Here is a 23194-nt window from a genome sequence, read left to right as displayed (position 1 = left end):
ATTTATCCTGGTATAATTTCTACTTCTGCATTGGCATTAAACAAAAATACTCTTCCTGTTTTTACTTCCAAACATTCGTAACGCTTGGTTCGAAGCCCTTTTTTTTGAAATATTCTGCCATTTTTTATTCTAAATAAACTTCCACTTGGCACTTCATGAATAAAATGAATATCGGGTTTTCTTTCGTCAAATTGTTTTAGTGCAAATGCTAATTTAGCATCGGTGTCGCTACTAGCGGTAGGATTTCTAAAATGATTCGCAACTAAAGGCAATACTGAATTAGGAAAAATTTCTGGACGAATAAAAGGAACCATTAACCTCTGAAAAGTTATTTTCCATTCAACACCATGCGGCAAAATTTTTCTTCCAAATTTTTCAAAAGCTACTAAATGTGCGATTTCGTGAATAAGGGTAATTAAAAACCGGTATTTATTTAGATTGGCATTTACGGTAATTTCGTGTTTTCCCGAAAGTCCTTTTCGATAATCACCGTGGCGTGTTTGCCTTTCGTTTACAATTTTTAGATGTACCCGATTGGCCTTGATTAACTCAAAACAAGTTTCGACTGCGTGTTCGGGTAAATATTTAGCTAAGACTTCACTCAAAATTAGGGCGTTGTAGAAGAAACTTGTAACACTTTGCCGTTATAATATTTATTACCCGTCAAAGCAAAGTTCATAATATAATCGGCCATTTCTAAAGCAGTAGTTGGAGCATTATATCCAGGAAAGGCCTCTTGCAACATTTCGGTTTGAACCGCACCAAGTGCCAATACATTAAATGCAATTCCTTGTTCTTTATACTCTTCTGCCAATAATTCAGAAAGTGTAATTAAGGCTCCTTTACTAGAACTATAAGCTGCTAAACCTGGGAATTTCATACTTCCCTGAATTCCACCCATAGAACTTATTGAAACTACATGGCTACCTGAATTCATATAAGGAATACAAACTTGGGTTAAATGAGCCACTCCAAAAACATTTACTTTATATACTTTTTCAAAATCATTTGGAGTGATTTTCAAAAAGGGTTTATTCACCAAAATCCCTGCATTATGAATCACTACATCCACTTTTTTCCATGTGTTTTCTATAAAAGCAGCAACTTCTTGCAGCTGTTTCTCTGAAGAAATATCTACAGAGAGACAAGTTATATTTGGATTTCCTAACAATTGAGGTGCTACTGTTCTTGAAATAGCTGCCACTTGATGCCCTTGGGAAGCAAACAATAAGGCCAATTCCAATCCAATTCCACGAGAAGTTCCGGTAATAATTACATTTTTCATACAGCGATTTTACAAATGCTAAATTAATAAAAATACCCTTTCAAAAACGAATTTCTGAAAGGGTAAAATAATTTGATTTAATAGGTTGCTATGACAATCCTCTTGAAATTACAATACGTTGAATTTCAGAAGTTCCTTCATAAATTTGAGTAATTTTAGAATCACGCATCATTCGTTCTACATGGTATTCGGCAACATAACCGTTTCCGCCATGAATTTGAACTGCTTCATTAGCCACTTCCAAAGCAATTTCAGAAGCATATAATTTGGCCATAGCTCCCGAATGAGCAATATCTTTACCTTCATCTTTTTCACAGGCCGCTTTCATTACTAATAATTTGGCTGCAGTAACTTTTACATACATATCGGCTAATTTAAATGCAATAACTTGGTGGTTAAAGATTTCTTTTCCGAATGCTTTTCTTTCATGCGAATATTTTAATGCTAATTCGTAGGCACCTGTTGCAATTCCTAAGGCTTGCGATGCAATACCGATACGACCCCCATTTAACACATTCATTGCGAATGCAAATCCGAAACCATCTGCACCAATTCGGTTTTCTTTAGGTACTTTCACATCATTGAATAGTAAAGAATGGGTGTCGCTTCCGCGAATTCCCATTTTTTTCTCTTTGGGACCAATATCAAATCCTTCCCAACCTCTTTCAACGATGAAAGCATTGATTCCTTTATGTCCTTTTTCAATATCTGTTTGAGCAATAACTAAATAAGTTGAAGCTGAAGATCCGTTGGTAATCCAGTTTTTTGTTCCGTTTAACAAATAGTAATCACCTTTATCAATTGCGGTAGTTTTTTGAGAAGTAGCATCACTTCCTGCTTCTGGTTCAGATAAACAAAAAGCACCAATTACCTCCCCTTTTGCAAGCGGAACTAGGTATTTCATTTTTTGTTCTTCGTTACAATATTTTTCCATTCCAGCACAAACAAGTGAATTGTTAACCGACATAATAACGGCTGAAGATGCATCTACTTTGGCAATTTCGGTCATTGCCAAAACATAAGAAACACTATCCAATCCTGCACCACCGTATTTTGGATCAACCATCATTCCCATGAAACCAAGTTCACCCATCATTTTAACTTGCTCAGTTGGAAATTTCGAATGTTCGTCTCTTTCAATAACTCCAGGTAATAATTCGGTTTGAGCAAAATCTTTAGCGGCTTGCTGAATCATTAAATGTTCTTCGGTTAGATTAAAATCCATATTTTTGAGTGATATTATTTGATAATTACTTAATTTTAGACCTCAAAAATAGAACAATTTTATTAATTTCTCAAACGATTTCGTAATTTTAAAAATGATTAAAGAAAACTATCGTGTTATTGGCGTCATGTCAGGCACTTCGCTAGACGGAGTTGATTTGGCAGAGATAGAATTCAATTTGAAAAATCAAAAATGGAGTTATAAAATAACAAAAAGCGAAACCGTTTCATACTCTCCAGAATGGGTAATAAAGCTAAAAGAGGCGATGAATTATTCGGAAGCAGAATTAATTCAATTAAATGAAAATTACACCGATTTATTAGGAGAACTAATTAAATCATTTATAGAAAAAAATGAGATTTCAAATCTCGATGCCGTATGTTCTCATGGGCATACTATTCTTCACCAACCCCAAAATGGATTTACTTTACAAATTGGAAACTTACCCAAAATCGCCAAAATTATTAATGAAAAAGTAGTTTGTGATTTTAGAGTTCAGGATGTTCAATTAGGCGGACAAGGTGCGCCTTTAGTTCCAATAGGAGACCGCATATTATTTTCAGAATTTGATTATTGCTTAAATTTAGGTGGTTTTTCTAATGTGTCTTTTGAAGAAAATGGCAACCGAGTGGCCTTTGATATTTCACCCGTAAATACTGTTTTGAATTTTTATGCCAATAAATTGGGATTGGATTATGATGATAAAGGTACCAATGCTCGAAGCGGAAAATTGAATTTAGATTTGTTGAATGAATTAAACGCATTAGAATATTACAAAAAACCATTCCCAAAATCACTAGGATTTGAATTTGTTAAAGAAGTTGTATTTCCATTAATTGAAAAACATTCTATTAAGGTAGAAGATAAAATGCACACTTTTACGGAGCATATTGCAGTACAAACTAATTTGGCATTAAATAAGAAACAAGGCAAAATGCTAATAACAGGCGGCGGTGCTTACAACGATTTTTTAATTGAACGCATGCAATTTCATTTACCTAAAATTGAAATTATCATTCCAGATAATAATACCTTAGAATTCAAAGAAGCCTTAATATTTGCGCTTTTAGGTGTGTTAAAATTAAGAAACGAGATTAATGTTTTAAGCAGTGTTACAGGAGCTAAAAGCGATCACAGTAGTGGAATAATATATAAATATTGAGGATATATAAATTAAGACTAACTTATCTGCATTTACTTTTAAAAAATCAGAATAAAAGTACAATTAAATGAAAAGAACAAAACTTTTTCTTTCTTTTTTTAATAGCGAAAAAGCAGGGGGATTGGTTATGCTGCTCTGCACAATCCTATCTTTACTCCTTGCAAATTCAATATATTCGGAAGGGTATAATTCAATTTGGCATTTTACAATTGCGAGGCATCCCATTGAATATTGGATTAATGATGGATTAATGGCAATTTTCTTTTTATTGATTGGATTAGAATTAGAAAGAGAACTTTATATTGGTGAATTATCTAAAATTAAAGATGCTATCCTACCACTTAGTGGAGCTGCTGGAGGCATGATCATTCCTGCAATAATTTATATTTTATTTAATAATAATACCCCATTTCAAATGGGATTTGGTATACCAATGGCAACCGACATTGCCTTTGCAATTGGAATATTATCCCTTTTAGGAAATCGAATTCCGTTATCTTTAAAAATCTTTTTAACTGCATTAGCAGTAATAGATGATTTAGGAGCAATTTTGATGATTGCGCTCTTTTACACCAAAACGATTTACTTTCTAAATCTAGCAATTTCATTAGGTGTTTTTGGATTGCTATTGGTACTCAATCGACTGAAAGTAACTAATTTGCTTTTGTATCTAATTGGAGGGGTTATAATGTGGTATTTTATGCTAAATTCGGGTGTCCATGCTACCATTACCGGAATACTTTTAGCTTTTGCAATTCCTTTTGGAGACGGAAAAGAAAAATCTATTTCTTATAAACTTCAAAGTTGGCTGCATTATCCCGTTGCTTTTGTAATTATTCCACTATTTGCTTTATGTAATACCGCGATAACTATTGGTAATGATTGGTTACATATTATTTCAGAACCGTATTCTTTGGGAATTTTATTTGGATTAACTTTAGGAAAACCAATTGGTATAATCTCTTTTGTTTATATAGCAATTAAACTTAAACTAACTAATCTACCCAAAGGTATCAATTGGAGTAAACTAGCTGCAGTGGGATTTCTTGGCGGCATTGGATTTACCATGTCAATTTTCATTACGCTATTAGCTTTTGACAGTATTTTGGTGATAAACAATTCGAAAATCATAATATTAATAGCTTCCTTAATCTCGGGAGTTATTGGTTATATATTACTTAGCAGAAATTTCAAATCAGCTAAATAATTAATTTAAAATTCACAATTTTTAGTATCTTTAATCGTTAAATAAAAAAAGGTCTATGGGATTAACATCAATAGCAATAAAGAGTACGCTAAATTCATCTTTATCTGACAAAAAAAAGTCTGTGATACTAGCTACAATTGTTTATTGTATACTTCTTTGTATCTTATATTTAATTAGTTTTTGGCCTCCTTCGGACGAAGAACTTTTAGCTATGACAGGTGGCGGAGGTGGTGGCGGAGTTACTGTTAATTTTGGTGACACTGATTTAGGTTCGGGAGCTAATTTTGACAGCAAAGAACTCGATATAAAATCCAACACAAAATTAGTTGCAGTTGAAGAAACACCTCAAGAAGATATCATTTCTCAGGATGCTGAAGCAGATAAAACGGATGTGGTTATCCCTAAAAACGAACCTGTAAAAAACCCTAAAGTAATTACCAAACCAGAGGTTGTAAAACCGGTTGAAGTAAAAAAACCGGTGGAACGAAAAGTGGATGATGCAGTGGCTAATCTTTTAAAAGGAAACAAAAAGGGAGGCGATGGAAATTCTAAATCTGCAGGAAATCAAGGTCGTGAAAACGGTGATATTAATTCAAAAGGATACTCAGGTAATGGTGGTTCAGGAGGTGGTTCTGGCGGAGGCAACGGAAGTGGTAATGGCACAGGTACTGGAGCTGGAAATGGTTCTGGAAGTGGCGGTGGAAACGGAAGTGGTAATGGAAAAGGAAATGGATCAGGGTATGATTTAAATGGAAGAATGGCAATTAGCAAGCCGCAACCTATTTACAATTGCAATGAAGAAGGGACCGTAGTTGTGCAAATTACCGTAAATAAAGATGGTAAAGTGATAGAAGCTAAACCTGGTGCAAGAGGCACAACAAATACCGCATCTTGTTTAGCATCTCAAGCAAAAATAGCGGCATTAAATACTAAATGGAGTCCAAGTCCAGATGGAACTGAAAAACAAGTTGGTACAATTAAATATAATTTTAGTCTACGAAATTAAGTTGCAATCAAAAGAAAAAAAAGCTCCAAATGATGGAGCTTTTTTATTTAAATATATTCGAGCACTCTCTCTAGTGCCATCCCTCGAGAACCTTTAATTAATATAGTTTTGTTTTTAAACTTGCTTGATTTTAGAAATACTGTAAATGCATCAAAATCCTTGTGAAAACTGAAATTGGTTTGCTCTACTTTATTTGAATAAAAATCGTTTCCAATAAAATAACAGGCAACCGACTCATTCGGTTTTAAATAATTAACTATTGATTGATGTTCTGCAAGACTTTCTTCGCCCAATTCAAACATATCACCAATAATAATTACTTTATCGGTTTTATCCAATTGCAAGAAATTTTGCAAAGCCACAAGCATGCTACTAGGATTTGCATTATATGCATCTAAGATTATCTCGTTAGAATTTTTATTTAACAATTGCGATCGATTATTTTCAGGAATATAACTTTCAATAGCCTCCTTAATATCTTTATCTGCAACCTCAAAATAAGTTCCAATAGTAATTGCTGCACTAATGTTATTCGCATTGTACAAACCAATTAAATTGGACTTAACTGTAAGTTCGTGAAATTGCACTTCAACTAATGGATTGGCAATAACATTAGAAATTCCAGTTGATACAGTAGCGGAATTTTGACCAAAAGTAATTCGATCCATAGTACTAGTTTTATCATTTTGAATTGCATCATCTAAATTTACAAACACTTTTTTGTTGTTTGATTTAAGATAAGTATACATTTCGCTTTTGCCTTTTATCACTCCTTCTACTCCCCCAAAACCTTCTAAATGAGCTTTTCCAAAATTGGTTATGTAACCATAATCTGGCAAAGCAATGCCGCACAAAAACTCAATTTCTTTTTGGTGGTTGGCACCCATTTCAACGATTCCAATTTCGGTTTCTGAATTGAATGAAAGCAAGGTTAATGGAACACCAATATGATTATTTAAATTACCAATAGTGGCTTTGGTATTATACTTTTTAGACAATACAACATTTATCAACTCTTTGGTAGTAGTCTTCCCATTACTTCCGGTTAAAGCAATAATTGGAATCTTTAAATATTCGCGATGGAATTTAGCTAATTGCTGTAAAGCAGTCAAACAATCTTCAACAAGTATAGTTCTACCATCAATAAAATAATCCTTATTGTCAATTAAAACATAGGAAGCACCGTTATCTAATGCCTCTTTTGTGAAGGTGTTTGCATCATAGCGCTCCCCTTTTAATGCTACGAATAATGAATTAGGTGTAATTTTTCGAGTGTCAATTACTACCGAAGAACAGCTGGTAAATAGTTTATGAATTTCACTGATTGTCATTATAAATCTATTTTAAAAAACAAAAAGCCCTAATAAAAGGGCTTTTGCTATATTTAATTTTAAATATTATCTTTTTTTATTTCTAGCAGATTTTTTGAAATCTGATTTTGGACCAACTCTAGACATTGCACATCTAAATCCAATATAATCTGTTGCCATATCTTGTGGGAAATATCTTCTTTGTGCAGGATCTAACCAATACGCTCTGTCTCTCCAAGAACCCCCTTTATAAACTCTAACATCGTCGTTTACCAATGTAGTTCTTTTATTTGAACGGTCATATTTACGAATCATGTTACCAATACTATCTGTAGAAACATTGTGTACCGGTGAATCATACATTTTTTGATCTTCTCTTAATTTTCCGTCACCTTCTTCTGAAGAACCAAAATCAAAATATCTAGATGATTGTTTGTCACCATCTCTATAGTTTTTAAGATCACTCTTATCAAAGTTTTGTCTTAAATAAGTTTCTTTATCATCAACAGGAACTTGAGCAATTTGACCAGAAAAATTTCTTGCAATTAATTTACCATTAGATAAAGTATCAAATTTTTGAGTTTCTGGAGTGATTAATTCAACTTTACCGTCAGTACCAATTTTATTTTTCATGAATTCGTTACCTCTAAAGTAATTGAAGTCATTTGCTTCATCATCAACAATTGGACGGTAAACATCAGCAACCCATTCTGCAACGTTTCCTGCCATATCATACAAACCAAAATCATTTGGTGGATATGATTTTACTTTATTAGTAATATCTGCATTATCATCAGACCATCCAGCGATTCCACCGTAATCTCCTTTTCCTTGTTTAAAGTTGGCCAACTGGTCACCTTTAATTTGTCTTTTACTTGTACGAGTATAACTTCCAGACCAAGGATATTTCTTTTGACCTTTATACGTATTGTATTCTCTTTGACCAATATCTGCTGCTGCTGCATATTCCCATTCAGCTTCAGTTGGTAATCTATATTCTGGTAATATAATTCCAGAAGATCTTTGAGCATAAACATTAGTAGCAGGTTTGTTTACTCCACCAGGTCCTTTAGAACCACCTTTACCAGCAGCTTTTGAATTTTTTCTACCTTTAAGTACGATTTTATCATCACCACCAAAAGTTTTTGAAGGAGCTGCTAAATAAGTATCTGTACTAAAAGTTGATTCAGCTTTTACATCAACAACTTTCGCATCTTTTTTCAAGTAACCTTCTCTTTCTAATACCGATTCATTTACACGGTCTGTTCTCCATTTACTAAATTCTGTCGCTTGAATCCAATTAACTCCAACTACAGGATATTCAGCATGAGCTGGATGTCTCAAGTAATTGTTAGTCATTGTTTCATTATAACCTAAACGGCTTCTCCAAACTAAAGTATCTGGTACAGCACCTTCGTAGATGTTTTTATAATTATCTTGATCTGGCGGAAATACTCTTTTTATCCAATCCAAATACTCCATATACATCATGTTAGTAACTTCCGTTTCATCCATGTAAAAAGACATTACATGTTGTTGATTTGGAGTATTATTCCAATCATGCATTGGATCGTCTTGAACTTTACCCATTGTGAAAGTTCCACCTTCAACTAATACAAGTCCAGGAGCAGTTTCTTGCTTCTTGTATTTAGAGGCATATTGAAATCCTCCTTTTTTATCATTGATTTTCCAACCTGTTGCTTTAGAACCAGAATTAGAACTTGATTTTTTGCTACAACTTGTAATACTAACTGTAATTACTAATACAAGTAACAATCTGATTGCCATAAATTTGTTTACTTTCATACTTAAGTAGGTAATAAATTTCGAGCCGCAATATAAGAATTAACCTTGAAATTGCAACAACTTTTTTAAAAATTAGAAAAAATATTTTTCAACATATTTTAATAACGCATCACGTTATTTATTATTGCATAAACTAATTATTAATTTTAATTTTACCCAATAGTAATATTTACAACTTATTTTCGTTTTCATATTCAATGAAAAATATTCTTGCTTTAATTTTTATACTTTCAAGTTGCATTGCAAATGCTCAACAAAGCGGTACAATCTTAATTGATTGGATCGCTAAAACAGAATATGCAATCGAAGAAACCAAGTTACAAATTCCTCAATTTTCATCAGATAGTTATAATTTTAACTTTCATAATAGATCGTTGCTTTTCATAAAGAAAATCCCTGTAGATTATATTATTAATGAAAATTCACTTCAAATTAACAATATTGTTTACGAATCCATTTCTGAATCTCAAATTGGAGATTTATCTAAATCGGAAATAAATAACACAATAAAAGCTTCAGTAAAAGCAATAAACTCTAGAGATCAAAATTATTGCTACCTTTCGTTTTTGCCAATAATTAAAGACGAATCTGGATATAAAAAGGTGCTGTCTCTAAATTATTATTTCACTAAAACTTCGTTTGAAAATAGATTTGTTTCAAATAATTCAACTTCTGCAATTACCAATTCGGTTTTATCAACTGGAACCTGGAAACGATTTTATATTGAAAAATCTGGGGTTTACAAAATCACTAAAAGCTTTTTATCTGATTTAGGTTTTAATCCAAACTCTATAGATCCACAAAAAATTCAAATATATGGTCTTGGAGGTAGAATGGCTCCATTATCAAATAATGCTCCGTATCCAAACGACCTAACTGAAAACGCCATTCAGGTTGCAGGAGAATCTGACGGCGCTTTTAATGACGGTGACTACATACTATTTTATGGCGAAGGAATGGATAATTGGAGCACAGAAAACAACACCAATTTAAATTTATATGCCGACAAATCTTATTACTATATTACCGTTGGAGCTTCAAATGGCAAAAGAATAAATGCAATTTCTGAGCCAACTGGAACACCAACAACTACAATAACTTCGTTTGATGATTACCAATTTCACGAAGTTGATTTAATTAATATTGGTCGACTAGGAAGAACATGGTTTGGAGAAGATTTTAGCACAAAAAACGAACAAACTTTTGATTTCTCATTTCCAAATATTGATACAAATACCCCAGCTAGCATAGCAATTCATACCGGAGCTAATTCGGTTGTTACTACTTCTTTTGTTGCAACTGCAAATGGAGCAAATCTAGGTACATTAAACATGGTAGATGTAACATTGAATTCTGGAAAAGCTGCAGCAGAGGGAAATTTACCCTCAAATACTACATTTCCTGCAACCACAAATATTAGTATTAAACTAAATTACAACAACAATGGAGTGCCAACTTCCAAAGGGTATTTAGATTACATCAATATAAAAGCAAAAAGTAATTTGGTTGGCTTCGGAAAACAATTTCGATTTACTTATAATGCTGCAAGCACATTAACTGGAATTGGGCAATATCAATTCTCTAATGCAACCGGAATTTCTCAAGTTTGGGATATAACTGATATTTACAATGTAGGTTCTTATGCTAATAACGGACAAAGTAATTTTTCGTTTAAAACAAACTTAGGGCAAGCAAAGAATTATATCGCAGTTGATTTGTCGGACACATATTCTCCCTCTAAAGATTCGAACTCATCGGTTGCTAATCAAAATTTAAAAGGAACCATATTTAACAATAATCAAGGCGTTTTTCAAGATATAGATTATTTAATCATTACCCCTCGTTCTTTAAATTCCCAAGCAGAAAAATTGGCGAATTTTCACAGAAATTATTCTGGAATAAATGTTAAAGTGGTCAATTTAGACTTAATTTATCAGGAGTTTGGTGGCGGAAAACAAGACATTGGCGCGATTAGAAATTTTATTAAATATGTTTATCAAAATGCTTCATCATCTGCTAAAAAAGTTAAATATGTAAATCTTTTTGGAGATGCATCATTTGATTTTAAAGATCGAATTCGAAACAACACCAATATTGTTCCGATTTATCATGCCGTAAACAGTTATTATGAAACTGCTGCTTCTTTCTCTTCAGATGATTATTTTGTGATGATGGATTCTAATGAAGGAAACCTTGATATTAGTTATGGCGCTCCAGATATTGCAGTTGGTAGAATGCTAATTTCATCTGCTCAGCAAGCTGAAGAAATGGTAAATAAGGTAATCGAATATCATGACATAAAATCCTATGGAAGTTGGAGAAATAATTATGTTGCCATTTCAGACGACACTGATAAAAATGGAGACGGTGTTTTACAAACTGCTCAAAACACCCTAACAGATGTAATTTATGCCAATACCCCTAATGTCAATTTCAAGAAAATCATATTAGATGCCTACCAACAAGAAACTTCTGCAGGTGGAGATCGCTATCCAAAAGCAAAAGAAGAATTAAACAATTATTTTGAAAAAGGCGCTTTAGTATTTAATTTTTTAGGTCACGGAGGTGAAGACGGTCTTACTGGAGAACGACTTTGGGACAAACCTGACGGATCCAATTACTACAACCAATATAAATATCCTTTATTTATTACAATTACCTGTCAGTTTACACGATTTGATAATCCGTTTCGTCCAACAGCAGGTGAATACACCTATTGGAATCCTAAAGGTGGTGCCATTTCATTAGTTTCAACAACTAGAGAAATCAGTTATGCTTTTGATTTTAACACTTCGCTATCTTCATTTTTATATTCTTTTGGAAACGCTCCAAGAGTATCAATTGCAGAAGCATTAAGATTAGCAAAAAGCGTTAGCAATGCAGACGGATCTGCGATTCGGGTAACTTCCTACATTGGTGATCCAGCATTAATGTTGGCCATACCAAAACCAAATATTGTATTAACAAAAATAAATGATGTACCCATCACACAGCCAATTGATGACTTAAAAGCTTTGAGTTATGTAAAACTAAGTGGTGAAGTACATGATGAAAACGGTTTATTGCTGTCAAATTTTAATGGTGAAGTTGCCATTAATGTATTTGACAAGAATTATACTCAAATGACATTAAATAATGATGGATACAGCCCTCCTATTGCGCTAAATAATCTTGGAGAAACAATTTTTCGTGGAAATGCATCGGTTTCTAATGGACTGTTTGAAATAGGATTTGTAGTTCCTAAAGACATCAAAATTCCACTTGGAAACGGAAGAGTTAGTTTTTATGCTAAAAAAAATCAGGTGTTAGAAGATAAAACAGGTCATAATTTAACCATTAAAATTGGCGGAATAAATACCAATGCAGTTGCTGATGTTACACCGCCAAGGGTGCGTCTTTACATGAATGACGAAACATTTATAAATGGAGGAATTACGAATGAATCGCCCTTTTTTCTTGCATTTATAGAAGATGAAAACGGAATAAATACAGCAAGTGGCATTGGCCATGATATCGTAGCAATTTTAGATGGTGATGAGACCAAGCCTTATATTTTGAATGATTATTACGAAACCGAACTGAACAATTATAAAATAGGAAAAATCCGATTTCCTTTTCGAAATTTAACTGCCGGATTACACACAATTACATTCAAAACATGGGATGTATATAATAATTTTATTTCAACTGAAATTCAATTTGTAGTTGCCAATAGTCAAGATGTAACTTTAAGTAATGTGTTAAATTATCCAAATCCGTTTGTAAATTACACACAATTTTGGTTCAGCCATAATAAACCTTTCGAACCCCTAGAAGTGCAAGTTCAAGTTATGACAATCACAGGTAAAATTGTGAAGACAATCAATCAAATAGTAACAACTGAAGGTTTTTTATCAAGAGAAATTACTTGGGATGGGAAAGATGATTTTGGGGATAAAATTGGTAAAGGCGTATACATTTATAAATTAACTGTAAGATCAACCATTTCAGATAATCAAGCTGAAAAAATAGAAAAACTTGTAATCCTATAAGAAAATACTATATTTGTTAATTAATTAAAACATAAAATGAAATCAATGTTTCAAAAAAATCAAATACTAAAAAATTTTTATTCAAATAAAAACACCTTAATTTTATTGTTAGTTTGTTTTACAAATCTTTCTATTTATGCACAAGAAAGAGTAATTACAACCGGAGTTCCTTTTCTATTGATAGCTTCTGATGCTAGAGCAGCAGGTATGGCAGACCAAGGGGTAGCAACTTCTGCTGATGCGTATTCGCAACAATGGAATCCAGCTAAATATGCATTTGCAAATGACAAACAAGGATTTTCAATTAGTTATACTCCTTACTTAACCCAATTGGTAAACGATATTTCGCTAGGTCAAGTAAACTATTACAATCGAATTTCTGAAAGAAGTGCATTTGCAACAAGTTTACGTTATTTTAGTTTAGGTGAAATAGAATTGAGACAAAATTTTGATGACCCTGCAAATGTGGTTAAACCCAATGAATTAGCATTAGACGGTTCTTATTCTCTTAAATTAAGTGATCATTTTAGCATGGCTGTTGGAGGAAGATACATTAGATCCAATTTAAAAATTGCTGATGTTAATTCGGATGCTGTTCCAGGATCTTCTTTTGCTGTTGATGTGGCTGGTTTTTTTCAATCTGAAGAGATCGCATTTAATGAATTTAATGGAAGATACCGATTAGGGTTTAATTTCCAAAATATGGGACCAAAAATTAGTTATGATAATACTAAAAATGACATCACTTCTAATTATTTGCCAGCAAATATGCGAATTGGGGGAGGTTTTGATTTTATACTAGATGAATACAATAAAGTAGCGTTGAATGTGGAATTTGCCAAATTGATGGTGCCAACTCCTCTAGAATTAAAGGATGTAGATGGGAATGGAATCATTGATAATAACGATCAATCAATAATTAATACCGAATATAAAAATATCAATTGGGTATCTGGAATGTTTCAATCATTTGGAGATGCTCCAGGAGGCATGTCTGAGGAGTTAAAAGAAATCACTTATTCTGTTGGAACTGAATATATGTATCAAGATTCATTCGCGTTTAGAATGGGTTATTTCCATGAAAGTCCTGCAAAAGGAGCAAGAAAATTCTTTACTCTTGGTACCGGTTTTAAATATAATGTCGTTAAAGTAGATGTTTCTTATTTATTCAATGCATCAAACATTAAAAGTCCTTTAGAAAATACGCTTCGTTTTTCTCTTACATTTAATTTTGGAGAAAAATACGATGACCTTTAATAGCTAAATACAACAAATTTACAATCCAAATTTCATTGAAATTTGGATTTTTTTTCCGCTATAATTATGAAAGAAATAAATATTACGACCACATTTAAAGTTTTTGAAGATCAAACTCAATTGCCAGAGAACATTCAATCTTTGGTGCAACAAGCAATTGAAATTAGAAAAAAGGCCTATGCTCCTTATTCACATTTTAGAGTTGGCACTGCCATTGCATTAGACAATGGCAAAATTGTGTTGGGATCCAATCAAGAAAATGCAGCCTACCCTTCAGGGCTTTGTGCAGAAAGAGTTGCCATTTATCAAGCCGGTGCCATTTATCCAGAGGCTAAAATAGTTACGATAGCAATTTCGGCAGCGTCAGATAGTAACCCAACCCTAACTCCTATCCCACCCTGTGGTTCTTGCCGACAATCTATAGCTGAATATGAATTTAAACAAGATGCTCCAATAGAAATATATTTTATGGGAGAATCGGGTGAGGTATACAGATCCAATTCAATAAATAATTTATTGCCCTTATCTTTCAATAGCACCTCACTTTAGCTATATCGATGTAGTTGATATTTTTGATTAAACAATTTATAAATTGTAATAATTTGAGCGCTATTAATTTTTACATCTACATACAATATCTTACTTTTGCAATTCGTAAATTTGTGAAAAGCAATTTATTGCATCAGAAATAAATAAATAAAATATTAAATAACATCCGTAATTCACTAAAAATGAAAGAGATTACTAAAGAAGTCTATTTAAAATGGTATGAAGACATGCAGTTTTGGAGAAAATTTGAAGACAAATTAGCTGCAGTATATATTCAACAAAAAGTAAGAGGTTTTTTACATTTATATAACGGACAAGAAGCAGTTCTTGCAGGTGCTCTTCATGTAATGGATTTATCTAAAGATAAAATGATCACGGCTTACCGTAATCACGTTCAGCCAATAGGAATGGGAGTAGATCCTAAAAAAGTTATGGCAGAGCTTTACGGAAAAGTTACCGGCACTTCTAAAGGTATGGGTGGATCAATGCACATTTTTTCTAAAGAACACGGATTTTTTGGTGGTCACGGAATTGTAGGAGCTCAAATTCCTGTTGGCGCAGGTATGGCTTTTGCCGATAAATATTTCAATACTGGCGGAGTTACCTTAACCTATTTTGGAGATGGTGCTGCTCGTCAAGGATCGCTTCATGAAGCATTTAACATGGCTATGACATGGAAGCTTCCTGTTGTATTTATTTGTGAAAACAATGGATATGCCATGGGAACTTCAGTAGAAAGAACGGCTAACCATACCGATATTTGGAAATTGGGTTTAGGATATGAAATGCCTTGCGGACCAGTTGACGGAATGAACCCAGTGAAAGTAGCTGAAGCAATGACTGAAGCTATTGAAAGAGCGCGTCGTGGAGATGGACCAACATTTTTAGAAATGAAAACGTACCGTTATAGAGGTCACTCGATGTCGGATGCGCAATTATATCGTTCAAAAGAAGAAGTAGATGAATATAGAAAAATTGACCCAATAACTCAGGTTTTAGATATCATCAAAGAAAAAAAGTATGCTACAGATGCAGAAATTGAAGCTATGGATCAAAGAGTAAAAGATTTAGTTGACGAATGTGAAAAATTCGCAGAAGAATCTCCTTACCCAGAAGCACAACAATTATATGATGTGGTTTACGAACAAGAAAATTATCCATTCATTTCTCATAGATTATAATCATGGCTACAGTAATTACAATGCCTCGATTGAGCGACACGATGACCGAAGGGACAGTTGCAAATTGGCTAAAAAAAGTTGGAGACACTATTAAAGAAGGAGACATTTTAGCAGAAATCGAAACCGATAAAGCTACAATGGAATTTGAATCTTTCAATTCAGGTGTTTTATTACACATTGGAATTGAAGCAGGAAATTCAGCTCCAGTAGATTCTTTATTAGCTATCATTGGAAAAGAAGGAGAAGATATTTCTGGTTTATTATCAGGTGCGGCTCAAGCAGCAGCGCAGGCAGCTCCAGTAGCAGAAGCACCAGCTGCAACACAAGCGGCGGTAGCAATACCTGCAGGCTTAAAAGTAATCACCATGCCACGTTTAAGTGACACGATGACTACAGGAACTGTTGCAACATGGTTGAAAAAAGTTGGAGACACTGTTAACGAAGGTGATATTCTTGCTGAAATCGAAACCGATAAAGCAACAATGGAATTTGAATCTTTCAACGCAGGAACTTTATTGTTCATTGGAATTCAAGAGGGGGAATCGGCTCCAGTAGATAGCGTATTAGCTATTATTGGACCTGCGGGAACTGACATTACAGGAGTTGCAGAAAATTTTGGAAAAGTAGAAGCGCCAGTTGCTCAGATTGCTGAACCAGTTAAAGCTCCAATGGCAGCAACTTCTAATGTTTCAACTACAACTTCAAATGACCGAATATTTGCTTCACCATTAGCAAAACAAATTGCAAAAGATAAAGGAATTAACCTTTCTCAAATAAATGGTACAGGTGAAAATGGTAGAATCACTAAAAGTGATGTAGAAAACCACAATGCTTCAGCACCAGCTGTTGCTTCACCATCCGTTTCCCATTCTGAACAAACAGTTGCAGCTGCAAAACCATTTGTACCTGCTGGAGAAATGGTAACCGAAAAAATCAACAATTCGCAAATGCGAAAAATTATTGCTAAAAGATTGGCAGAATCTTTATTTACTGCTCCACACTACAATTTAACTATTGAAGTGAGCATGGATGAAGCAATGAAATCAAGAGCAATGATCAATGCCGTTCCGGATACCAAAGTTTCATTTAACGACATGGTAATTAAAGCTTGTGCAATGGCGTTAAAAAAACATCCAAAAATCAATTCACAATGGAATGAGGAGGCGATTACCATTAATCACCATGTGAATATTGGAGTTGCTGTGGCTGTAGAAGATGGATTAGTGGTTCCTGTTTTAAAATTTACCGATGCCATGAGTTTATCTCAAATTGGCGCTGGTGTTAGAGACTTAGCCGGAAGAGCAAAAACGAAAAAATTACTTCCAAACGAAATGGAAGGAAGCACATTTACTGTTTCAAACCTTGGAATGTTTGGTATCGTTGAATTCAATTCGATTATCAATCAACCAAATTCTGCAATACTTTCTGTTGGTGCAATCATTGAAAAACCAGTTGTGAAAAACGGACAAATTGTAGTTGGAAATACTATGATGCTTTCTTTAGCGTGCGACCACAGAACTATTGATGGTGCTACTGGAGCTCAATTCTTACAAACATTAAAACTGTTTATAGAAAACCCAGTTACTATGTTAGCTTAATACTAAGTTATATTCATATAAAAAACCCGCTTCAAAAAAGCGGGTTTTTTATTTATATCTTTTTATTCTTTTCCTCAATCCATTTACTCATGTACTTGGTACTTGAATTTAAATGAAATTGCAAAATAGATCCCATAAAATTGGAATTTCGGTGTTGTTTCAAATTTTCTTTTATTGAATACACACGATTAATAAAATCATTTTCAAATGAGGACTTTTGGTATCGATTTCCTACAATTAGGTATCCATTTTCCTGACTTTTTTCCCAAAGAACAACATCCGAATAGAGTGCAATTGCAGAGGCTACAAACTCCTTTGGATCATCCTTAACAAACCCATTCCATTCTAAATCACCGGCCATAGCTTCAGCGCCAATTGAAGAAGTAACACTTGGAGTTCCGCATTGCATAGACTCCAATAATTTACCTTTTATCCCAGCTCCAAAACGAAGCGGGGCCAACATGACTCTTGCATTCTTTATTACTTCAGCAGCATCTTCTGCCCTACCCAAAACCTGAAAGTTAATTTTAGAATTATTCAACTGCATCACTTTATCATTTGGATAGGCACCATAAACGAACAATTTAGCTTCTGGTAATTTTAAATGTAATGAAGGCCAAATCGTATTGGCTAAGTAACAAACACAATCTAAATTGGGTTCATGTAGAAAATTACCAATAAAAACAAAATCAGCTCGATTTTCAAACGAAGGATTGTCATCGAGTTGCTCCGAAAATAGTGGCAAATAAAACAATAACTCGTTATCAATTTTAAAATGTGTGTGCAACAAATCCATTTCAAATTCGGAAACCATTAAGGTTAAATCGCATCGCAGAATACTCGCAATTTCTCTTTTTGCAACATCCGAAAACAAATCATCAAAAGTAAATTCTCGATTTTGCTTTACAGCCAATTGTCGCGCCTGACGCAAACAATGCAAATCTTCGGTATCGAGTATTTTTAAAGCATCTGGACAACATTCTGAAACGCGCCAACCAAATTGTTCTTCTACCATAAATCGATCGAATAAAACAATTTCAGGATTTAATTCTTTAATAAATTCATCAAACGAAGAAGAATTCAACTCAATGTTTTGGATAGAAATTCCGATACGGGTAAGATCTTCAGAAAATTCCAGATTTTGCGCCGTACTTGCAAAAGTGACATTATAATTTGCAGCAGCAAACAAATCAATCAATTGCATCATGCGACTTCCGGCAGCCGAAGATTTTGGCTCGGGCCACACAAAACCAAGAATTAATAAACTTTTAGATTTTACCATAATTTCGAATTCAATTACAAAGAAAAGACTTAATTTTGCATATATCAAAATACAAAGCAAATGTTAGGTCTAAAATTAGTAACCGACCCAAGATGGGTTACCATAGTCGAATCAAATATTGAAGAAATTCTTACCGATCATGCTTGGTGCGAACAAAAAGCCGCTACTAATATTATTACAATTATTACTTACAATTCGGAGCACGAAGAACTTGTAACCGACTTGTTAGAAATTGCAAAAGAAGAATTAGAACATTTTCAAATGGTGCACAACATCATTAAAGAACGCGGACTAAAACTAGGCCTTGAGCGCAAAGACCATTATGTAAATGAGCTTTTTAAATTCATGAAAAAAGACGGGAGCAGAAACGATTCATTTATTGATCGTTTGTTGTTTTCGGCGATGATTGAAGCTAGAAGTTGCGAACGCTTTAAGGTTTTATCTCAAAATATTAAGGATCCAAAATTAGCTGAATTTTATAGAGAATTAATGATTAGCGAAGCTGGACATTATACCACTTTCTTAAAATTTGCTAGAAAATATACTGAAAAAGTGGATGTAGATAAGCGCTGGAAAGAATGGTTGGAATTTGAAGGCGAATTAATTTCCAATTATGGAAAAGCAGAAACCGTTCATGGGTAATAAATAAAAAAGGCAGTTTAAAACTGCCTTTTTTATTTTGAATTATTAGTTGCAATCACAAACTTCAATTTGTTTTTCACTCCTATTTGAAGTACATCAACTAAATCCTGCACTTGCAAATTAAATGGAATTCGAACTACAACCGTTTGGTCTTTTGATGCTCCCATTTTAGAAAGCAATGTAGTTTCTAAATCGGCAAATGCTATTTCTTCCTTATCCAAATAATACCGTTTATCTTCTGTGATAGACAAACTAATAAGCTGTTTGTTGGTCTTTTCACTTGTTTTAGATTTTGGTAAGGTCATTTTAATCACATTTGGATTTGCTAATGTTGAAATAATTAAGAAAAACAAAAGCAAAAAGAACATGATATCACTTAACGACGAAGTAGCTACTTCGGCATGAAATCGTTTATTTCGTTTTACCATTTGGACGCTGAATTATATTAACAAAATCTAATACTTGTTTTTGAATGCTTAACGCAAAACTGTCAATTTTACCATTAAATAAATGATACGCCGAATAGGCAATAATTCCCACAACCAATCCAGCACCAGAGCTAATCATTTTTTCATACAAACCTCCAGAAATATTACCAATACTAATATCTTCGGTTTGAGAAATGCTATAAAATATTTTAATAACTCCAGCGATCGTTCCAATAAAACCAAAGGTTGGTGCAATACCAGCAATTAAACCTAATTGACCTAATTTGCGTTCCATTCCACCAATTTCAATATTTGCAGCACGCTCCATATTTGATTCAATTTCAGAAATAGGTCTTCCAATAGTTAATATTCCTTCGCGAAGCACATAACCAGAGGCGGTTCCATTTCTTTCTGCAATATTTACTGCTCCATCTAAATTTCCTGCATTTAAATTATCGCGGATATCGCGAACTAAATTCGGATCCATAACAGCCCGTTTATAAATATATAAATAACGTTCGATAATCAAATAAAAAGTATAAAATAACAAAAGAGCTATCGGAATAAGGAAAAATCCTCCTTTAAAAATAAATTCTAATACTGTAATTTCATTCGTTTTTACGGTACCTTCTATTACAGCACCAGTGGCTTGAGCAATTGTATCGTTTTGCACTTGTAGAAAAAAATTCATCATACTTTTTTATTTTTGATTTAGTTATTAAAAATAATCTCAAATTTGCACTAAAGATAATTTCTAATATAATAGTAAACTACAAATTTGGAAAAATATTTTGTATTAGATTTTTTTATTCTAAAAATAAATGAATTACCAAGAAACAATCAGCTGGCTTTTTAATCAATTACCTGTATACCAACTACAAGGGGCTTCTGCTTATAAAGAAGATTTAACCAATACGCAGTTGTTGGCAGCACATTTAAATCATCCCGAAAAGGAATTGAAATGTATTCATGTCGCCGGCACTAATGGAAAAGGTTCAACTTCACATTTACTTGCATCCATTTTACAAGAAGCGGGATATAAAGTTGGTTTGTATACTTCACCACATCTTAAAGATTTTAGAGAACGAATAAAAATCAACGGTGAAGAAATAGCAGAAGATTTTGTTTGTGAGTTTGTAGAAAAAAACAAATCTTTTTTTGAAGAAAACGAACTCAGTTTTTTTGAAATGACAGTGGGATTGGCATTTGAGTATTTCCAAAAAGAAAAAACCGATATTAATATTATAGAAGTTGGAATGGGCGGAAGATTGGACGCTACAAACATCATAACGCCATTGGTTTCAGTAATTACAAATATCGCCAAAGACCACACCCAGTTTTTAGGCACAACTTACTCCAGCATTGCCAAGGAAAAAGCCGGAATAATTAAAGAAGTAATTCCTGTGGTAATAGGAGAATATAATGAGGAAACTAAATTAGTTTTTATAGAAAAAGCAAAACAAACAAATTCGGAAATTTATTTTGCTTCCGATTTAATAACCGAAACCTATCCTTCTAAATTGCTTGGAGATTATCAAAATGCAAATAAAAAAACGGTGTTGCAAACCATTCGAGTAATTCAAGCGCAAGGTGCGTTTTTGCTTTCTGAGGAAAACATTAATAAAGGATTCCTAAATGTAATTGCTAATACGGGATTGCAAGGAAGATGGCAACAACTTGGTGTTGAGCCAAAAACAATTTGTGACACTGCGCATAATTCTCATGGATTGAAGGTAGTTTTGAATCAAATTAAAAAAGAAAGTTACCAAAAACTTCATATTGTTTTAGGCGTAGTTAATGATAAAGATTTGGACGAAATACTACCCTTATTTCCTTTGGAAGCTGAATATTATTTTTGCAAACCCGGAATTTCCCGAGGGTTGGACGCTTCAATTCTAAAAGAAAAAGCAAATAAAAAACAGCTTGTAGGCAAAGTATATAATTCTGTTTCAAACGCTTATCAAGCTGCAAGAGAAAATGCCCATAAAAACGACTTCATTTACATTGGCGGAAGCACCTTTGTAGTTGCAGAAGTTTTATAAAAAATGTTTGCTAGATTAAAAAATAGCCCTATATTTGCACCCTGATTAATGAGAAATCAAAAATCGGGCGATTAGCTCAGCTGGTTCAGAGCACCTCGTTTACACCGAGGGGGTCGGGGGTTCGAACCCCTCATCGCCCACAAAGCAAGTCCTACGACTTGCTTTTTTTATGGACTTCGTTCTGTAAATTGTATGGGTCATTAACTCAGCGGTTCAGAGTGCTACCTTGACAGGGTAGAAGTCACTGGTTCGATTCCAGTATGACCCACAAAAACAAAAGCCTTTCGTAATAGAAAGGCTTTTTTTATGGTTTATGATTTCTTTTTGACCGTTAAAACGACCTGAAGGGAAAGTAACGATGCGTCTACCAATCGCCGCTGGCACCGCCACCGCCAAAGCCACCGCCGCCGCCAAAGCCGCCCCAGCCTCCAGAGGAGGAGCCACCACCCCAGCCGCCGCCAGAACCTCGTCCCAAGCTGCTGAGTATGATGATGTCGGCCAAATCGGGACCGCTGAATCCGCTGCCGCCACGCCCACCGCCACCGCGTCTATTTCGCGAAGCAATGGCAATGATAATGATAAAGACAAGTAAAAAGATAAAAAAGATGATGCCACCCACCAAGGTGTCACCCGACTTGCCTTTACGATCGTTTTTGTATTCGCCTTTAAGCGTTTTGAAAATCGCTTCGGTTCCCGATTGAATCCCACCATAATAGTCCCCTTTTTTGAAAAAAGGTTTCAGGTCTCGTTCAATGATACGACGCGACTGCGCATCCGTAAGGAGATGTTCTACACCATAACCCGTTGCAATCGTCATTTTCCGATCCTCTAGCGCAATAAGAAGTACCACGCCATTGTCTTTCCCTTTTTGACCAATTTCCCACGCTTGTCCCAAATCGGTAGCGTACCGGTTGATGGATTCGCCCTGGGTAGTTTTAACCATCATCACAAAAATCTCGGTCGAGGTGCTGTCGGAGTAAATCTTTAGCTTTTCATATAATGAAGCCAATTCTGCTTTCGACAACGTTTGGGTGCTATCGATAATCGGGGGGATAAATCCTGGTTTTTTGGGTAGGGTAACCTGCGCCAAACTGCATTGATGCACCGCCAATAAGGCCATAAAAAGTAGGAACTGTGCGAGTTTATATGCCAACTTTATCATCCTTTTGAAATTTCATTGGTT

19 protein-coding genes and 2 tRNA genes are annotated in these 23194 nt (G+C 34.1%); 12 read left to right on the top strand and 9 right to left on the bottom strand.

Annotation, left to right across the window (positions count from 1 at the left end; translation table 11 throughout):
• Nucleotides 1–2: 2 nt before the first annotated feature.
• The 3 genes from ABWO08_RS08070 to ABWO08_RS08060 all read right to left on the bottom strand — a co-directional run bounded on the left by ABWO08_RS08070 (nt 3) and on the right by ABWO08_RS08060 (nt 2510).
• Nucleotides 3–605: a SprT-like domain-containing protein gene (locus ABWO08_RS08070; RefSeq protein WP_353085005.1), complete on the bottom strand. Its 603-nt coding sequence runs from the start codon at nt 603–605 to the stop codon at nt 3–5.
• 2 nt (nt 606–607) lie between these two features.
• Nucleotides 608–1285 carry an SDR family NAD(P)-dependent oxidoreductase gene (locus tag ABWO08_RS08065; RefSeq protein WP_353085003.1) on the bottom strand — a complete coding sequence of 226 codons (678 nt, stop codon included), beginning with the start codon at nt 1283–1285 and terminating at the stop codon, nt 608–610.
• Nucleotides 1286–1373: 88 nt separating this feature from the next.
• A complete protein-coding gene (locus tag ABWO08_RS08060; protein WP_353085001.1) occupies nt 1374–2510 on the bottom strand; it encodes an acyl-CoA dehydrogenase family protein in 1137 nt (378 codons plus the stop codon).
• Nucleotides 2511–2604: 94 nt separating this feature from the next.
• Between ABWO08_RS08060 and ABWO08_RS08055 the strand changes: the two genes are divergently transcribed.
• The 3 genes from ABWO08_RS08055 (at nt 2605) to ABWO08_RS08045 (ending at nt 5885) form a co-directional block, all read left to right on the top strand.
• A complete protein-coding gene (locus ABWO08_RS08055; RefSeq protein ID WP_353084999.1) occupies nt 2605–3672 on the top strand; it encodes an anhydro-N-acetylmuramic acid kinase in 1068 nt (355 codons plus the stop codon).
• Nucleotides 3673–3739: 67 nt separating this feature from the next.
• Entirely contained in the window at nt 3740–4879 is a 1140-nt protein-coding gene (gene nhaA / locus ABWO08_RS08050) for a Na+/H+ antiporter NhaA (RefSeq protein WP_353084997.1), read from the top strand.
• Between the two features lie 55 nt (nt 4880–4934).
• Nucleotides 4935–5885: an energy transducer TonB family protein gene (locus tag ABWO08_RS08045; RefSeq protein WP_353084994.1), complete on the top strand. Its 951-nt coding sequence runs from the start codon at nt 4935–4937 to the stop codon at nt 5883–5885.
• Nucleotides 5886–5932: 47 nt separating this feature from the next.
• On the opposite strand, the gene ABWO08_RS08040 is transcribed toward ABWO08_RS08045, so the two are convergent.
• Complete coding sequence (locus tag ABWO08_RS08040; RefSeq protein WP_353084993.1) at nt 5933–7216, bottom strand: UDP-N-acetylmuramoyl-tripeptide--D-alanyl-D-alanine ligase; 1284 nt, start codon at nt 7214–7216, stop codon at nt 5933–5935.
• 66 nt (nt 7217–7282) lie between these two features.
• Nucleotides 7283–9001, bottom strand: coding sequence for a gliding motility lipoprotein GldJ (gene gldJ, locus ABWO08_RS08035; protein ID WP_353084991.1), 1719 nt, complete (start codon nt 8999–9001; stop codon nt 7283–7285).
• A gap of 197 nt (nt 9002–9198) precedes the next feature.
• Between gldJ and porU the strand changes: the two genes are divergently transcribed.
• The 5 genes from porU to ABWO08_RS08010 all read left to right on the top strand — a co-directional run bounded on the left by porU (nt 9199) and on the right by ABWO08_RS08010 (nt 17617).
• Nucleotides 9199–13032 carry a type IX secretion system sortase PorU gene (gene porU, locus ABWO08_RS08030; protein ID WP_353084989.1) on the top strand — a complete coding sequence of 1278 codons (3834 nt, stop codon included), beginning with the start codon at nt 9199–9201 and terminating at the stop codon, nt 13030–13032.
• Between the two features lie 45 nt (nt 13033–13077).
• Nucleotides 13078–14289: a type IX secretion system outer membrane channel protein PorV gene (porV, locus tag ABWO08_RS08025; protein ID WP_353084987.1), complete on the top strand. Its 1212-nt coding sequence runs from the start codon at nt 13078–13080 to the stop codon at nt 14287–14289.
• Between the two features lie 66 nt (nt 14290–14355).
• A complete protein-coding gene (gene cdd, locus ABWO08_RS08020; protein WP_353084985.1) occupies nt 14356–14838 on the top strand; it encodes a cytidine deaminase in 483 nt (160 codons plus the stop codon).
• A gap of 182 nt (nt 14839–15020) precedes the next feature.
• Nucleotides 15021–16019: a pyruvate dehydrogenase (acetyl-transferring) E1 component subunit alpha gene (gene pdhA / locus ABWO08_RS08015; protein ID WP_353084983.1), complete on the top strand. Its 999-nt coding sequence runs from the start codon at nt 15021–15023 to the stop codon at nt 16017–16019.
• 2 nt (nt 16020–16021) lie between these two features.
• A complete protein-coding gene (locus ABWO08_RS08010) occupies nt 16022–17617 on the top strand; it encodes a dihydrolipoyl dehydrogenase family protein (protein WP_353084981.1) in 1596 nt (531 codons plus the stop codon).
• Between the two features lie 52 nt (nt 17618–17669).
• Here ABWO08_RS08010 and ABWO08_RS08005 read toward each other — a convergent pair whose 3' ends face one another.
• Nucleotides 17670–18899 (bottom strand): glycosyltransferase family 4 protein, encoded by a 1230-nt coding sequence (locus ABWO08_RS08005; RefSeq protein ID WP_353084980.1) that lies wholly within the window; start codon nt 18897–18899, stop codon nt 17670–17672.
• Between the two features lie 60 nt (nt 18900–18959).
• Here ABWO08_RS08005 and ABWO08_RS08000 point away from each other — a divergent pair, with 60 nt between their 5' ends.
• Nucleotides 18960–19541, top strand: coding sequence for a MiaE family protein (locus tag ABWO08_RS08000; protein ID WP_353084978.1), 582 nt, complete (start codon nt 18960–18962; stop codon nt 19539–19541).
• Between the two features lie 32 nt (nt 19542–19573).
• Here ABWO08_RS08000 and ABWO08_RS07995 read toward each other — a convergent pair whose 3' ends face one another.
• On the bottom strand, nt 19574–19969 hold the full coding sequence (locus ABWO08_RS07995) for an ExbD/TolR family protein (protein ID WP_353084976.1): 396 nt from the start codon (nt 19967–19969) through the stop codon (nt 19574–19576).
• Entirely contained in the window at nt 19953–20663 is a 711-nt protein-coding gene (locus ABWO08_RS07990; RefSeq protein ID WP_502902961.1) for a MotA/TolQ/ExbB proton channel family protein, read from the bottom strand. The genes ABWO08_RS07995 and ABWO08_RS07990 overlap by 17 nt, the downstream gene beginning before the upstream one ends.
• Before the next feature lie 127 nt (nt 20664–20790).
• Between ABWO08_RS07990 and ABWO08_RS07985 the strand changes: the two genes are divergently transcribed.
• The 3 genes from ABWO08_RS07985 to ABWO08_RS07975 all read left to right on the top strand — a co-directional run bounded on the left by ABWO08_RS07985 (nt 20791) and on the right by ABWO08_RS07975 (nt 22279).
• A complete protein-coding gene (locus ABWO08_RS07985; RefSeq protein WP_353084974.1) occupies nt 20791–22011 on the top strand; it encodes a bifunctional folylpolyglutamate synthase/dihydrofolate synthase in 1221 nt (406 codons plus the stop codon).
• A 65-nt stretch (nt 22012–22076) separates the two neighbouring features.
• Nucleotides 22077–22151 (top strand) — tRNA-Val (locus ABWO08_RS07980).
• A 54-nt stretch (nt 22152–22205) separates the two neighbouring features.
• Nucleotides 22206–22279, top strand: a tRNA-Val gene (locus tag ABWO08_RS07975).
• A gap of 96 nt (nt 22280–22375) precedes the next feature.
• On the opposite strand, the gene ABWO08_RS07970 is transcribed toward ABWO08_RS07975, so the two are convergent.
• The gene (locus tag ABWO08_RS07970) at nt 22376–23173 is read right to left on the bottom strand and encodes a TPM domain-containing protein (RefSeq protein ID WP_353084972.1); all 798 of its coding nucleotides are present in this window, start codon (nt 23171–23173) and stop codon (nt 22376–22378) included.
• Nucleotides 23174–23194: the final 21 nt, after the last annotated feature.

Origin of the sequence: Flavobacterium sp. (assembly GCF_040383245.1) — a bacterium.
GTDB lineage: Bacteria > Bacteroidota > Bacteroidia > Flavobacteriales > Flavobacteriaceae > Flavobacterium.
This window is presented reverse-complemented; position numbering and strand designations above follow the sequence as displayed.